The sequence below is a fragment of the Martelella sp. FLE1502 genome (assembly GCF_053484255.1).
This window is the reverse complement of the sequence record NZ_JBAKFQ010000023.1, coordinates 35,438-50,167: the sequence shown is the minus strand read 5'-3', so window position 1 is coordinate 50,167 and position 14,730 is coordinate 35,438. Positions and strand designations below refer to the sequence as shown.

General features: G+C 60.8%; 14 protein-coding genes. 3 read left to right on the top strand and 11 right to left on the bottom strand.

Annotated elements, in window-relative coordinates; translation table 11 throughout:
• Positions 1–42: 42 nt before the first annotated feature.
• From V6767_RS17375 to dsbD, 3 genes are read right to left on the bottom strand one after another with little or no spacing between them, the layout of a single operon-like run.
• Positions 43–771 (bottom strand): L,D-transpeptidase, encoded by a 729-nt coding sequence (locus V6767_RS17375; protein ID WP_183491156.1) that lies wholly within the window; start codon positions 769–771, stop codon positions 43–45.
• Entirely contained in the window at positions 768–1,397 is a 630-nt protein-coding gene (locus V6767_RS17370; RefSeq protein ID WP_347443790.1) for a DsbA family protein, read from the bottom strand. The genes V6767_RS17375 and V6767_RS17370 overlap by 4 nt, the downstream gene beginning before the upstream one ends.
• Before the next feature lie 21 nt (positions 1,398–1,418).
• Entirely contained in the window at positions 1,419–3,227 is a 1,809-nt protein-coding gene (gene dsbD, locus V6767_RS17365) for a protein-disulfide reductase DsbD (RefSeq protein WP_347443789.1), read from the bottom strand.
• A 106-nt stretch (positions 3,228–3,333) separates the two neighbouring features.
• On the opposite strand from dsbD, the gene V6767_RS17360 reads away from it, so the two are divergent.
• Together V6767_RS17360 and V6767_RS17355 are read left to right on the top strand one after the other, a co-directional pair.
• Positions 3,334–3,996, top strand: coding sequence for a response regulator (locus V6767_RS17360; protein ID WP_347443788.1), 663 nt, complete (start codon positions 3,334–3,336; stop codon positions 3,994–3,996).
• Positions 3,993–5,300 (top strand): ATP-binding protein, encoded by a 1,308-nt coding sequence (locus tag V6767_RS17355; RefSeq protein ID WP_448474601.1) that lies wholly within the window; start codon positions 3,993–3,995, stop codon positions 5,298–5,300. Before V6767_RS17360 ends, V6767_RS17355 begins: the two co-directional genes overlap by 4 nt.
• A 134-nt stretch (positions 5,301–5,434) precedes the next feature.
• Here the strand turns inward: V6767_RS17355 and V6767_RS17350 are convergent, their stop codons facing one another.
• The 8 genes from V6767_RS17350 to V6767_RS17315 form a co-directional block, all read right to left on the bottom strand.
• Positions 5,435–5,914, bottom strand: a complete 480-nt coding sequence (locus tag V6767_RS17350; RefSeq protein WP_448474600.1) for a hypothetical protein — start codon at positions 5,912–5,914, stop codon at positions 5,435–5,437.
• Positions 5,915–6,176: 262 nt separating this feature from the next.
• Complete coding sequence (locus V6767_RS17345; RefSeq protein WP_448474599.1) at positions 6,177–6,959, bottom strand: inositol monophosphatase family protein; 783 nt, start codon at positions 6,957–6,959, stop codon at positions 6,177–6,179.
• A 21-nt stretch (positions 6,960–6,980) separates the two neighbouring features.
• Entirely contained in the window at positions 6,981–7,757 is a 777-nt protein-coding gene (locus tag V6767_RS17340) for a metallophosphoesterase (protein WP_448474598.1), read from the bottom strand.
• Between the two features lie 15 nt (positions 7,758–7,772).
• The gene (locus V6767_RS17335; protein ID WP_448474597.1) at positions 7,773–8,591 is read right to left on the bottom strand and encodes a carbohydrate ABC transporter permease; all 819 of its coding nucleotides are present in this window, start codon (positions 8,589–8,591) and stop codon (positions 7,773–7,775) included.
• Positions 8,588–9,424: a carbohydrate ABC transporter permease gene (locus V6767_RS17330; RefSeq protein ID WP_448474596.1), complete on the bottom strand. Its 837-nt coding sequence runs from the start codon at positions 9,422–9,424 to the stop codon at positions 8,588–8,590. The genes V6767_RS17335 and V6767_RS17330 overlap by 4 nt, the downstream gene beginning before the upstream one ends.
• 70 nt (positions 9,425–9,494) lie before the next feature.
• Complete coding sequence (locus tag V6767_RS17325; RefSeq protein WP_448474595.1) at positions 9,495–10,778, bottom strand: ABC transporter substrate-binding protein; 1,284 nt, start codon at positions 10,776–10,778, stop codon at positions 9,495–9,497.
• 49 nt (positions 10,779–10,827) lie between these two features.
• On the bottom strand, positions 10,828–11,877 hold the full coding sequence (locus V6767_RS17320; RefSeq protein ID WP_448474594.1) for an ABC transporter ATP-binding protein: 1,050 nt from the start codon (positions 11,875–11,877) through the stop codon (positions 10,828–10,830).
• Between the two features lie 19 nt (positions 11,878–11,896).
• Complete coding sequence (locus tag V6767_RS17315; protein ID WP_448474593.1) at positions 11,897–12,703, bottom strand: DeoR/GlpR family DNA-binding transcription regulator; 807 nt, start codon at positions 12,701–12,703, stop codon at positions 11,897–11,899.
• A 205-nt stretch (positions 12,704–12,908) separates the two neighbouring features.
• Here V6767_RS17315 and V6767_RS17310 point away from each other — a divergent pair, with 205 nt between their 5' ends.
• Positions 12,909–14,534: a Na/Pi cotransporter family protein gene (locus V6767_RS17310; protein ID WP_448474592.1), complete on the top strand. Its 1,626-nt coding sequence runs from the start codon at positions 12,909–12,911 to the stop codon at positions 14,532–14,534.
• The last annotated feature ends 196 nt before the right edge of the window (positions 14,535–14,730 follow it).

Below are 14,730 nucleotides of genomic sequence, written 5' to 3'. Positions count from 1 at the left end.
GTTTCACGGCCGACGTCGCACGAATACGCGGTTGCTGTCCGTTCAGGCAGGATTTACATGCTTCACCCGATCATCATTGCTCTGGCTGCTTTCTTTGCCGGCAACCGGCTTCTCCTGCCCGGCGGCGGGTAGAACAACAACCTTTGCGCCGTCCGGGACGCGGCGATAGAGGTCCATAACGTCCTGGTTCATCATGCGGATACAACCCGACGACATTGCCTGGCCGATCGACCACGGCTCGTTGGTTCCGTGGATGCGATAAAGCGTGTCCTTGCCGTCCTCGAACAGATAGAGCGCGCGGGCGCCGAGCGGGTTCGTTGGTCCGCCTTCCATGCCACCCGCCCACTTCTTATAGGTGTCGGGATCGCGCTTGATCATGTCCTGCGTCGGCGTCCATTTCGGCCATTCGCGCTTGTAGGCGACATTCGCCGTGCCGGACCATGCCATGCCCGCACGTCCTACACCCACGCCATAACGCATGGCCTTGCTGTCCGCCATGACGAGATAGAGGAACCGGTTTTCGGGATCGACGACGAGCGTGCCTGGTTGTTCGCCGGTCGGATCGTCGACAAGCTGACGCCGGAATTCGGGATCGAACTGTTTCAGATTGACAGCCGGCACATTGAACGGCTCGTCGGTGACGGCGGCGTAGCGCGCGTCCTCAAGCACCGGCTTCGGCGCTGGCGGCTGCGGGGGAGCGCCGGTCGACGCACAGGCCGAGAGCCCTGCGACAACGACGATCGGAAGCAACCTGACTGATAGATACCTCATTCGACGCGTTCTCCCGCGGTGTGACGCCGTCTGGCCTCCGCCACCGTTTCCTTGAAGCCGTCATAGTCGAGCGTCGTCGTCATCATCGGGCCGATCAGATAGGTCGGCGTCGAAATCAGGCCGAGCGCATCGCCCTGCTCCATCGTGCGCCCCAGAAGTGCGGCGATCTCGGCGTGGTGGCCGGTCACATCGTCCTGCAATCGCTGCATGTCCACGCTGGTGTCGCGCACGGCTTCGAGCATCTGCGCCTCGGTGACCTTGTGACCCGGCACGCTCATCAGGGCATGATGAACCTCTTCATACTTGCCCTGATAACCGGCGGCGAGCGCCAGTTGGGCGCCATAGACGGAGGCTTCGGAAAGCACCGGCCAGTCCTTGTAGACGAGCCTGATATTGCCATCCTCCTCGACGATGCGGTCGAGGTCCGGGGCCGATTTCTTGCAGAAGGGGCAGTTGTAATCGAGGAAGGCGACGATGGTAACGTCGCCGTCGGGATTGCCCGCCTCGGGCGCGTCGGGATCGTGCAGAATGGCGTTGACGTCGATATTCTGGGCCAGTGCGGGCATGCCGCTGGCAAGGGTGAACGCCGCCAGCGCGGCAGTGGCCAGGAAGGTCCTGCGCTTCATGTCTGTCTCCTTGATTGGTCCTCAGGCGCCGGCCCGGGACAGGTTTTGTGAAATGGTTTCAGGGGTTATGGCGCCGGTGATCCGCGAATTGCCGATCTCCCGGCCGTCGCGATCCACCAGAAAAAGCGTCGGCGGACCAACGACGGAAAACCGGTCCATCAGCGCCCGCGCATCGCCATTCTGGCGGGTGACGTCGACCGTGATCATGGAAACGTCCTGAAGCCGCGCGGCAATCGCCGGTTCGGCCATGATCTTCTCGTTGGACTTGCAGATCGTGCACCAGTCCGCAGTGAACGAGACCAGCACCGGCGTTTGGCCGGAGCGGGCAAGCGCTTCGTCAAACGCGGTTGACGCGGTGACCCGCGTTTCAGCGACCTGATGGCTGGGTTGCGGAGCGCCTGCCAGAAACGCCAACGGCTTGAGCGGGTCGCCCTCGCCTGCGGCCGCGCCGACAAGCATGACGGCGCCGGCAATGAACATCACAAGGCCGCCGGCCTTGGCTGCGCGTTGCCCCCAGCCGCTTCCGGCGGAAATTCGGTCGAAGGCGCCGACGAAGACGGCAAGACCGATGGCCGTCGCGCCCCAAAGGGCAAGCGCGGCGGGCGGCGGCAGAAGCCGCGCGACGAGCATTACGGCCACGCCGAGAAACACGACGCCAAAGACCTGTCGGATCGCCACAAGCCAGGGGCCGGATTTCGGGAGGATACGCGCGCCGAAAGTGCCGAAAGCGACCAGCGGCAGCCCCATGCCGAGACCGAGCGCAAAGAGCGCGACGGCGCCCTTGGCGGCCTCGCCCGTGTTGATGGCATAAAGCATGGCCGCCGCCAGCGGCGGGGTAACGCAGGGCCCAACGATGAGCGCGGAGCCGAAGCCCAAAACCGCGGCCCCCGCCATGGAGCCGCCACGCCCGCGACCGGCAAGACGGGATGTGAGCGCTGACGGCAGCTGAAGCTCGAAGAGGCCGAACATGCCAAGCGCCAGCACGATGAACACGGCCGCCGAAAGGCCGAGTGCCCAGGGTGTCTGGAGTGCCGCCTGCAGATTGGCGCCCGACAGACCGGCGACCAGTCCGACCAGACCGTAGGCGGCGGCCATAGCCAGCACATAAGAAAACGACAGGATGAACCCGCGTCCGGCGGAAAGCTTTGTACCCGCGCCGGCCAGAGTGGCCGACAGGATAGGGATCATCGGGAAAACGCACGGGGTCAGCGACAACAACAGGCCGAAGCCGAGAAAACCCGCCGCCATCAAAAACACATTGCCGTTGAAATAGGATGCTGCCCGCCCGGTCTCGTCCGGCCCGGTGTCCGCAGCATTCGTGTCCGAAACGGCGGGGCGAGCGGGTGAAGCCGTTTGCCAAGGGCCGGATCGGCTGGCGTCGGCACTCAGCCGGTTGCCGCTTCCCGATATCGAAAGGCTCGCCAGGTCGAGCGTCTTTTCGACCGGCGGATAGCAGATGCCCTGTTCGGCGCAGCCCTGATAGCGCACCGTTAGCCTGTCGGCGTCAAGTCCTTGCGGGAGAGCGGCCCGGACATGGTTGTGGTAGACGTCCACACGGCCGAAATTCGGATCGTCCTTTTGGACGCCCTCGGGCAAGGCGAGTGGAACCAGCTTCGCGCCCTCGCTCACCTTGAGGCTGTCGCGATAGAGATAGGTGCCCGGCGCTATCATCCAGTCGAGCGTTACCGCGCCGCTGCCGTCGCGGGCGGCCTGAAGCCGGAATACGTCGTCGGCGGGCGGCGGCATCTGCGCGAAGGCTGTGTACGCCATGCCGACAAGCAGCAGGACGGCGACGAAACAGGAGAACGGAAACCGGATCATTGCAGCCATTTGCGATTCCTGATTATCAAAGCAGCGCGTCAGATCGTCCCGCCAGCTTAAGTCAGCCTTAAGCTGGCGGGAAAACAACGGCCACGTTCAAACGGAAAGAAAGTCCATGCGCATACTCGTGATTGAGGATGATCCGGTTCTGGCTGATGGCCTTGCTGTCGGCCTCAGGCTCAACGGCGACACAGTCGACGCCGTAGCGACCTGCGCCGACGGCGTTGCGGCCATTGAAACCGGCACTTTCGATGCGATCATCCTCGACCTGATGCTGCCGGACGGCTCCGGGCTCGACCTGCTGGCAGAGGTAAGACAGGCCGGAAACCGGACGCCCGTGCTGATGCTGACCGCGCTCGACGAAACAGCGGACCGGATTCGCGGTCTCGATGTCGGTGCCGATGACTATATCGGCAAGCCCTTCGATCTGGACGAACTCGCGGCGCGCCTGCGCGCGGTCATGCGCCGGGGCCATGGGCAGGTCGAGCCGGTTCTGAACGCCAATGGCGTGGCGCTCGACCCTTCGAAAATGCTGGCGACCGTCGAAGGACGGGAGATCGTCCTGTCACGCCGCGAATTCGCGATCCTGATGGCGCTGATGGAGCGCCCTGGCGTTATCCGTTCACGGCAGGCGCTTGAAGACCGCCTGTATGGCTGGCAGGAAGAAGTCGAAAGCAATGCCATCGAAGTCCACATCCACAATCTGCGCGCCAAGATCGGCAAAACCAGCATCGAAACCGTGCGCGGGCTTGGCTACCGCATGAGGCCAGACCGATGAACTCCCTGCGTCGCCGTCTTTTCATTCTGCTTGTCGTCGCTTCCGGCGTCATCTGGGTGGCGGCTGTGATCTGGATTTCGAGCTGGAGCCGTTTCGAGGTTCAGCATGTGCTCGATACCCGGCTCCAGGAAGCCGCACGCATGGTTCACTCGCTGGTTTCCAGCAGCGATATCGACGCTGCGCGGAAAAACGGAACATTCGCCTCGGTCGACTACGACAAACAGTTGTCATGCCAGATCTGGTCGCTCGACGGCGACCTCATGGCCCGCTCCAGCGGCGCGCCGGATGAAAGCATCGCGCTCAACGAAGATGGGTTCGGCGATCGCGAGGTGAATGGCGAGGCATGGCGCGTTTATACCATCATCGACCCCGAAAAAGGCGTGCGGGTGGTCGTCGGTGACCGCGTCGGCCTTCGAGACCGGCTGGTCCGCGACCTTATTGCGGGGCTGCTGATCCCGGCGGCGCTGGTGCTTCCGGTGTTCGGGTTTCTCATCTGGTTCAGCCTCGGTCGCGGTCTTCGTCCGCTGAACCGGATGGCCGGCGACATCACCGCCCGCGACGCTGAGGATATGCGCGCGATTGACGCCGAAGACGCCCCGTCCGAGGTCCGGCCTCTGGTCGATGCGCTCAACGGCCTTTTCGGCAAGGTGGATGCCGCACGCAGACATGAGCGCGAGCTGACGGCCTTTGCGGCCCATGAACTGAAAACGCCGCTTGCGGGCTTGCGCATGCAGGCACAGGTGGCGCGTGCGGCCAAAGACGACGCGATGCGCGATCAGGCTCTCCGGCAAATTCTTGTTTCAGTCGACCGCACCGACCGTCTGGTCCGCCAATTGCTGACACTGGCCCGCCTTGAGGCCCGCTCGGAAAAGCTCAGCCGGGAACCGGTGATTATCGGCGAGGTGCTGCGCGATGTGATCGCGGGCCTGACCAAAGGAGGCAATACGACTATCGACCCGGCGCTGGACCAGCTCAGCGCCAAGACAAATGCCGAAACACTGCATCTTATCCTCAGAAACCTGCAGGAAAATGCGGTCCAGCACGCCGGTTCGAACGGCGCGGTGCACTGGCGCATGACGCCTGAAGGAAACGGACTGGCCATTGAAGATAACGGTCCGGGTGTGCGGGAAGAAGACCTTGAGCTCTTGACCCGCCGGTTTTATCGCGGCCACGACAACAAGGCATCCGGCACGGGTCTCGGCTTGACAATTGCCGCCATGGCGGCAAAACGGCTCGGCGCGTCTTTGACTTTCGAAAACATGGCGGACGGACAGGGCTTCCGCGTCTCGGTCGAACCGCTTTGATTTTGCAGCGCAATCCCCATTGCAAAAATGGCGCTACCTTTTCAGGCCGCGCCACTTCAAATTAGGTCATATTGCTGGTTCTTATCGGACCGAAAGCGGCGCCGTGAAGGTCTTTCCTTCGACATCGGTCAGCGTCAGCACCATATCGCGTTGATATCGGCTCCTGCCGAGACAGCGAAATCCAGTGACGCCTGACTGCCGAGCTGGCAGCGAACGCTGTAGGCAAGCGCCTTGCAGGTCGAATAAGGCGCAAAGCTGTTATCCGCGATCTTGAGGACTTCCTTGTTCAGACGCGCGTAGACGCCATAGTCGAAAACCGGCTGATCGGCATTGTTCTTGTCCCCAAGCGTGGCACGGACAATGTGCCCCCCATGCGTTTCGGGGCCGCGGTCCATGTAGACGCGCACCGAAGCGGTATCGTCGGTCAGCACGCCCTCGCTCATCGTGACGCGGGGATGCAGGTTGTCGAAGCGCTTGCCGAGGGGGCTGTAGATGCCATCGAAGAAGAAACCATAGAAGAACACCGTGAAGACGAAGGACAGAACCCCAATACCGCACAGCTCGCAAGAACGGCTTTGGTCAGGAAGGTCAGAGCCACGCGACGCAGCCGGCAAAAGACCACCGCGCCGGGCCATTTTGCAAAATGACGGCGTGGCGAACCTGCTGTTATGGTATGTCCGGACATAATCGCGTCCACGATCACGAGAGCACCTGGCCTGATGCCAGGTTCATGGACATTGAGATAAGACCCTGACCAAGAAACTGGAGAATGGATTTGAGTGACGTGGTCCGATTTGATGCACAGCGTCGTAGGTCTTGAAGGGATATGAACCGAAGACCCCTCCATTAAAAAAAGATCATGAAGTGGTGGCCATTTCAGAGCGCCAATTTTGCGCCGAACGGTACTGCCGGCCTTATCGCCTCGAGAAATTCGGGCGTTCCGGCGGCGAATTTGAAACGTGTGTCCAGGCCAGCCGCGGTCCAGTCGATCGTGCTGTCGATTCCCAGGGGCTTCAAGATAGCCAGAGCCGCCATCAGGTCCCAGCTAGATTCGCCCATCCCGATATAGCCATCGACCTCTCCGCAGGCGAGTTGCATCAGCGATATCGTCGCCGAGCCGCAGCATTTGAACATCATCCGCGCCTCACGCATGACGAAGTCGAGCACTTCGAGACGTTGCGCCACCGGTATGATCGGATGGAAGCCGACATTCGTTGCCGCCTTGCCCCAGTCCACGCCCTGACGAGCACGCAGCGGAGAACCGTTGAGCGTGGCCCCGCGATCAACGCTGCCGACATAGGTTTCGCCCCGAACCGGCGCATGGATCACTCCGAACTTCGGAGTGCCGTCTTCGTAAAGACCGATGGACACCGCCCATTGGTCTCCGCCACGAACAAAATTGAAGGTGCCATCGATCGGATCCACAACCCAGGTACGGCCGGACGTGCCAGCGATGTTGCTGCCTTCCTCGCCGAAGACGCCATCATCCGGAAACTGCTGCCGCAAGGCGTCGATCAGAAAAAGCTCAACGCCCTTGTCCGCTTCTGTGACCAGGTCAAGGTGACCTTTCGCCTCAACGGGCAGCGCGGCGAGGTTCCTGAAATGGCGCATGGCTATTTCACCCGCCTCGATGGCGATGCCTTCAGCTTCGGAATACATGGTCAAACTTTCCTCGGAGAATTAGAGGCTGACGAAACGGCGATGCACGGCAACGCCCGTCTCGGAAAGCCGATGAATGAAATAGGAATAGGGTTCCGCGACAGTGCCAGGCTCAGGCGCGCCGGGTCTCAGGTCGAGCGCAACCTGAAACGCAGGGCTGCCGGCAACGGCGCAGAATGCCCCGTTCCAGAATGCCTGGTAAGGCCGGTGGATATGCCCTGCGAGAATCGAGAGTTTCCCGGCGCAAGAGGCCACGATCTCCGCAAATCTCTCTGCTCCCTCACCGAGGGCCATTTCATCGAGCCCTGTAATGCCCGACGGGAAGGGAGGATGGTGGAGGAGGACGATGGTTCGCATGCCACTTGCGTGTCGAAGAGCATCCTCGAACCAATCAAGGCTCTCCGATGCAAGGCGCCCCTCCACCCTGCCCTCGATCAGCGTGTCGAGAGCGATGATTCGGAGCCCGGCAAACTCGGCCTCGTAATTTAGAAAACCGGTAGCGGGAAACGGAAGGCGCGAGCGGAACGCCGCGCGCATGGTTTCTCGTCGGTCATGATTGCCCGGCACGACGAAGATCGGGACCTTCAGAGGCGCCAGGATATCTTCGAGCAACTCATAATCTTCCGCTGTCCCGCAATCGGTCAGGTCGCCGGTCAGCATGACGGCATCAACCGCGGGCGTGAAGGCGGCAAGGTCAGCAACCACCTTGCGGGCAGCTTCAGGGGCATCGCGCCGCACAAGGCTTGTTTCCGGGCTATCCGCAAACACATGGAAATCGGAGAGATGGGCGATGAGCAAAGTTAGACCCTCGGATTAGCGGATGCCAGCGCGCATGAAGCTCTGGACGAACTGGCGCTGGAATAGCAGGAATGCGATCAACAGAGGCGCTACCGAAAGGACGGTTGCGGCCGTCACGAGGCTCCAGTCGACGCCCTGCTCAACCGTTGCGAAGACCTGAAGGCCGACGGTTATTGGGCGGGTCTCGACCGAATTGGTGACGACCAGAGGCCACAGGAAATTATTCCAGTGATAGCTCACGGTTACCAGTCCAAAGGCGACGTAGATCGGTTTTGCCAGAGGCACGAACACCCTGAGCAGCACCTGCGCGACGTTGGCGCCCTCAAGTCTTGCAGCCTCCTCCAGTTCCTTGGGAATGCTCATGAATGTCTGCCGGAACAGGAATATGCCGAAGGCGGATGCGAAATACGGCATACCTATGCCGACAAGCGTATCAAGCTGCCCCAGCGCGCCCACGGTCCGGTAGTTTTCGATCAGCAGCGCTTCCGGCATGATCATCAACTGAAGCAGGACCAGGTAGAACAGGATGCGCGAACCGCGGAACGGAAAACAGACGAATGCGTAGGCCGCGAGCGTGCAGATCACGAACTGGACGCACAGGATTATGGTCACCAGCAGGAACGTGTTCCAGAAGTAGCGGCCGAAGGGAGCGACCGAAAGCACGCGCCTGAAATTTTCGAGCGTCCACGGAGCGGTGATGTCGTAGCTGGTCGCATAGGTCGGTGGATGAAAGGCTGTCCAGCAGGCATAGGCGAGCGGCAGGATCCAGATCAGGGCGAGCAGCCAGAGGCCGACATTGGTGAGCAGGGAAAGTGCCTTGTCAGAATCTTTCATCGGTAGTGGATCCTCTTGTCCGCGTAGCCGAACTGGAACAGCGCGATGGCAGCGAGAATGACCAGCAGAACGACCGTCAGGGCCGCCGCGTAGTTGGTATCCCAGTAGGCGAATCCGACCTCGTAAATGTAGTAGAGCAGCAACGTCGTCGCATTGTTCGGGCCACCCTTGGTCATGGCGATGACATGGTCGACCATCCGGAACGCATTGATCACCGCGTTGATGAGAATGAACAGCGTCGTCGGCATCAGCAGGGGAAACACCACGCGGCGAAAACTCTGCCAGCCGTTCGCGCCCTCAAGCTTTGCGGCCTCAAGCAGCGTGGGTGATACCTGCTGCAGCGCCGCAAGATAGAAGATCATGAAGAAGCCGGCTTCCTTCCAGATTGTGATGACGATGAGGGCGGGAAGTGCGGTTTCGGGCGAGCCAAGAAAGTTGTTTCCACCGCCGCCGAACAGGCCGAGAAATTTATCCACCAGACCGTAATCCGGTGCGTAGAAGAACAGCCAGATATTGGCGACCGCCACCATCGGGAGCACCGTCGGGGTAAAAAAGGCAATCCGGGCGAACGTCACGCCCTTGAGCTTTGAATTGACAAGCATGGCCATGATCAGAGCGAGCGCCATGGAAAGTGGAATGGTCAGTCCGGCATAGATGGCGTTATTGGTCAGCGCCTTCCAGAATACCGGGTCGGAGAGCATGTACTGGTACTGATCGGCGCCGACGAAAGCCGAGGGTCGGCGTCCGCGCGGCGTCGAGAAGAAACTGTTGTAGAGCGTCAGCAGAATTGGCTGGAAGGTGAAGACCCAAAGGAAGATTGTTGCCGGCAGCAACAATACCCCCCCGTATAATGCGTTGCGTGATAGTTTCACCTTCACCTCCCAGTATCTGCTGTCCGCCGCCTTAGCGATATGGCTTCAGGATGCGGTCGATCTCCGCCTGAGCATCGCTGAGCGCCTGTTCGGGCGTTTTCGCGCCTGTCAGGGCAGCCGAGAGCGCGTCGTTCAGCACCTTTGTCGTGCGCGCATTCTCATGGGTGGAGAATTCGGGGACCGACACCGGGATCTGATCGCGGGCCACCAATGCTGCGGGAACCTCCTCGGTGTAGGCCATCAGCGCATCGGTCTTCCACGACCCGTCGCGCGGAGCGACATAGCCGGTCTGGATGCTCCAGTCGGCCAGGATCTCGTCCGAGGTCAGGAACTTGACGAACTCGAAAGCGGCCTTCTGCTGTTCCTCGCTCACATCCTTGAAGATGTAGAGATTGCCGCCGCCCAGCACCGAGGCAGGTTCCGGATTGCCGGGGTACGGCGCAAGGCCGAAATCGAAGGTGGCGTTGTTGCGCAGATTGGTCAGGTTGCCTGTCGACGTCCAGATCATCGCCAGCCGGCCCTCGAGGAAGTCAGACGGGGTCGTTCCCCATTCCTGAATGCCGTCCGGATGAACGCCGTATTTCTTGCTGAGATCCACCCAGAACTGCAAAGCCTCGACGACCTTCGGATCGGTCAGGTAGGTTTCTGTGCCGTCTTCATTGGCGAGCCTTGCGCCGTTCTGTGCGGCAAGCGCCCCGAACAACCACTGTGCGGAGCCCACATTGCCCGGAATGCCGACGCCCCACTGACCGGGCTCGCCCTGGTCCGTGATGGCCTTGCCGTATTCGACCATCTCATCCCAGGTTTTCGGATATTTCTCAGGATCAAGGCCGGCTTTTTCGAATGCTTCCTTGTTCCAGTAGAGCACCGCGGTCGACCGCTGGAACGGAACCGCCCACAGATGACCGTCGACCTCGGCGCTTGCAAGGAATGCCGGCATGAAGCCATCGATCCAGGCTTGATCATCGTCCGTGACGAAAGTGTCGATCGGGACGATGACATCTTCATCGATCAGGGTGAATATGTCGGTTGCAAGCAGCACCGCCACCGCTGGCGGATTGCCGCTGCGCGCCGCCGTCAGCGACTTTGTCGTCGTGTCGTTGTAGTTGCCGGAATAGACCGGCACGATGTCGATGTCGGGATTTGCCTCCTCGAACTTCGCGACATAGCCGTCAATGACCTTGGTCAGCGCACCGCCGACCTGAACGGGGTAGTAGAAATCGACCTCTGTCGCTGCGCTCGCACTGCTTGCCAGCGCTACTGACGAGATACCGGCGATCATGGTGCCGGCGATATACCTGTTGACGTGTTTCATGCTCTCTCCTCCTTTGAAAGTCTCTTCTGAAAGTCTGTTGGCGCGTGGTTCAAACGCGCTCGACGACCTTATTCTCGACGCGCTGGCCGGATGTTGTTTCAAACAGATGCGCCGCCTCCCGCGGCCATGAGATATGCACCGTTTCGTTTTCGCCAAAGCGCGCATGGCCAGGTACGCGCACCAGCGCCGCCTGTTGGCCAATCGCGCATGTGACCACGGAATCGGCGCCGAAATATTCGGTGTTGACGACACGGGCGGCATGCCCTTCGCCGCCGATCACCATATGCTCGGGACGTACGCCGAGCGTCAGGCCCGCACGCGCATCCGCCATGGCAGGGTCGACAAGATCTCTCGCATCCGGGGCATCGAGGTCGATCAGGTTCATGGGCGGCGTGCCGATGAAGCTGGCGACGAAGGTCGTGGCCGGCCGTTCGTAAAGAGCGTCGGGCGTTCCCGACTGCTCCATGCGGCCTTCGCGCATCAGGATAACGCGGTCGGCCATGCTCATGGCTTCGGACTGATCATGCGTGACGAAAATCATCGTGATCCCGAGCCGGCGTTGCAGAGAGCGGATCTCGTTGCGCATTTCCGTTCGCAGCTTTGCATCGAGATTGGAAAGCGGTTCGTCGAGGAGGCAGACCGGCGTCCTCGAAATCAGTGCCCGGCCCAGTGCCACGCGCTGTTGCTGACCACCGGAAAGCTGGCTCGGCTTGCGGTCAAGCAGATGGCCGAGCCCGAGGATTTCCACCGTCTCCTTCAGGCGCTCTTGACGCTCGGCGCGCGGAACATGCCGCACGGAAAGACCGAACGTGATGTTTTCGGCGACAGTGAGATGCGGGAACAGGGCATAGGACTGGAATACCATCGACAGATTGCGTCTGGCGGAGGGCGCGTCGGTAACATCCCGTCCCTTGATGGTAATCCGGCCGCTGCTTGTCTGTTCCAGTCCGGCAATCAGCCGCAGCGTTGTCGATTTCCCGCAACCGGACGGACCGAGCAGCGCCACAAACTCGGCATCGCCGGTCTCGAAGCTGACATTGTCGACTGCGACGAACGTTCCCCAGTTCTTGACCAGGTTCTCAACCTTTATAGCGGACATGTTTCCTCCCTCTTTCGCCTCAGGCGAAAATGAACTTCCTTCTGATGTCCGGGCTCGCCTTGGCGACCGAAGGACGTGTGGCCTCGTCGGTGACGAAGTGGTCGATCCGGTCCGCCGAGGCGATGACGGAGAGTGCTGCGCGGTCGAATTTCGAATGGTCCGCGACCACGATCGAGGTCTGCGACATGTCGATCATGGCCTGCTGCACGCAACCGATCTGCGGGTTCAGCGTACACAGGATGCGGCGCTCCAGATCGACGGCCGAAACGCTCAGTATGCACTTGTCGACATGGAAGGAGCGCACCATCTGGGCTGCCATCGGGCCGCCCAGCGAATGGTTGATGTCGATATATTCCCCCCCGATCATATGGACGTTGCGGGCACCGCCGGCGACCAGCGTTGCAAGGACATCACTGCCATTGGTGACAAAAGTGAGTGACGCGTTGGAGGCTAGAAGCCGCGCCACCCTCAGCGAGGTCGTGCCGCTGTCGATCATCACGGCATCGCCCTCGACGATCAGTTCGGCTGCCGCCTCCGCGATCCGCCCCTTTTCCTCCGCGTTTGTGGTTTCGCGCACCGAGGCGACATAGTCACGGGTCACCTGATTGATGACCGTCGCCCCGCCATGGGTGCGCTTGAGGTGACCACGGCCCTCAAGCTCGCTGAGATCGCGCCGGATCGTGGCGATGGAAACGCCCAGTGCATCCTTCAACGCATTTGCGTCGAGATAGAGGTCGGATCGCAGCTTCTCGAGCAGGCGGGCCTGGCGCTGGGCGGCGGAACGGAAGCCGCTTTCGTCATCGTCGTTATCGAATTCAACGCTCATATCATTTTCTCTATGATCGATTTCGATCACATTACGATTGAAAACGATCTTGTCAATCGGCAATCGCAAGTTTATCGTCAATTTTGCGCGAATATTCTCGGATATTCTGAGCGATAAGTGCCAATTTCATGCGCAAACCCACTGATGATGATCGAAGGCGATCATTCGCACTGTTAGCGACATGTACTGCGCGGGAGAATGAAACGTGACGATTCTCGGATTTCTGATCCAGTTGATGAGCGGCGCAATGCTGCTTCTGTTTTCCGTGCGCTTCATGCGGATCGGTATCGAGCGACTGTGGAGCGCCCAGATAAGGCAAGGCCTCAGCGACACCTCGTCAATCGGCGGCAACCTCATCAAGGGGGCAGGACTTGGTTTCGTCATGCAGGGCGCGACGGTGGTCATGTTGATGGCGGCAGGCCTTGCGGGCACCGGCGCGATACCGCTTGTTTCCGCAACCGTGCTTGCGCTTGGCGCAGACATGGGATCGGCGCTTGCTGTGCGTTTTCTGCAGTTGCCGGTTTCTGCACTCGGCCCGTTTGCGGTACTCATGGGCGCGACCGCCTATCTGAGGGCCAAAAACCCGCAATTTCGCAATCTGGGTCGCGTCTTGCTGGGGCTGGGTCTCGTGTTTCTGTCGCTTTCGATCATCCGCAACACCGTGGAGCCGATCAGCGCGATGGAGGGAACCGCTGCGCTCGTCGGCTACCTCAACAAGGATGTCATCACTGCCGTGATTGCCGGCATCGTGCTCACATTCGTGATGCATTCAAGTGTTGCCGCTGTCCTGACAGCCATCGCCTTCGCGGCCCACGCGGCGTTCGCGCCGACAGCGGCGCTTGGCTTCGTTCTCGGATGCAATATCGGCAGCGCGCTGCTACCGCTGTGGTTGCTCCAGGGCGAAGCCGCGGGCGCCAGAGCCGTCGCCGCCGTGGTCGCGATACTGCGGACGGGCCTTGCCGTCGTGCTCGTCGCCCTTCTCGCCATCCTGAAGAACCGCATCGATGCATTCGTCGTGCTGCCCGCCGACGAGACCATGCTCGCAGGCCATCTGGTTTTCAATTTCGCACTGCTGTTTCTGGCACCGGGTTGCGCGCGCCTTTGCCGTGTTTTCGAACGTCGGTCGGGCGTAAATGCAAGCTCCTCATCGCTACCGCCGAAAGCCACGAGCGATATCAGGCTGGCGCTACCGGCATTGAAACGCATGCTCTCGGATATGCTCGACATCGCAACCGCCATGCTGAACGAGGTGACGTCAAATAGATCGGAAGTGACAACGATGCAGGCGCTCGAAACCCGCATGAATGCGGGCCTTGCCGCAATCCGCGACGTCTATGCCCACTATCCCGGCGCCGACGCCAAAGCGATGACGGACATGGAGCAAATCCTTGATTTCGCCATACGCGTGGAGCGCTGCGGGGACGTGTTGTCCGGCAAGCTCCACCGGCTGCACCTCGCCCAGATGCAATCGGGAGCCCGCTTTTCTGACGAGGGGAAGGAGGAAATCGCGGGCCTGGTCGAAGCGGTGCGCGAAACGATACTGATCGCACATGACGCAGCATGGACGGGGGACGCCGCGACCGCCGAACGGCTCGTGCTGCAAAAGCAGAATGTCGCCAGCCTTGAGGCCGCAAGCCGCGGAAGGCATCTCGCGCGTTTGCGCAGCGGAAACCTTGCAAGCCTTGCTTCAAGCGACGAGCATCTGGAGACAATCGCCGCCTTGAAGGAAGTCAACAGCAAATTCGCCACCATCGGTTATGCTGTGCTGGAGCGAAGCGGCGGACTCACGAAAACCCGTCTGAAAAACACAGACCAGATGCCCGCTTCTTAACTACCCGGCGGCGCGCGCCCGCGAAGAGGCGGAAGTTAGATCGATGGATCTACCGCTCCCGCGAACATTCCAGGAAGCGAACGCTGACCAAGCCGTGGCAAAGAAGCCGTAATTGTCAACGGCGGCGTAAAAACCGGCCACGGGGCGGAGCAAAAGTCGGCCACTTTGGACGCCGGTATGAGGCCCGCGGGAGGGC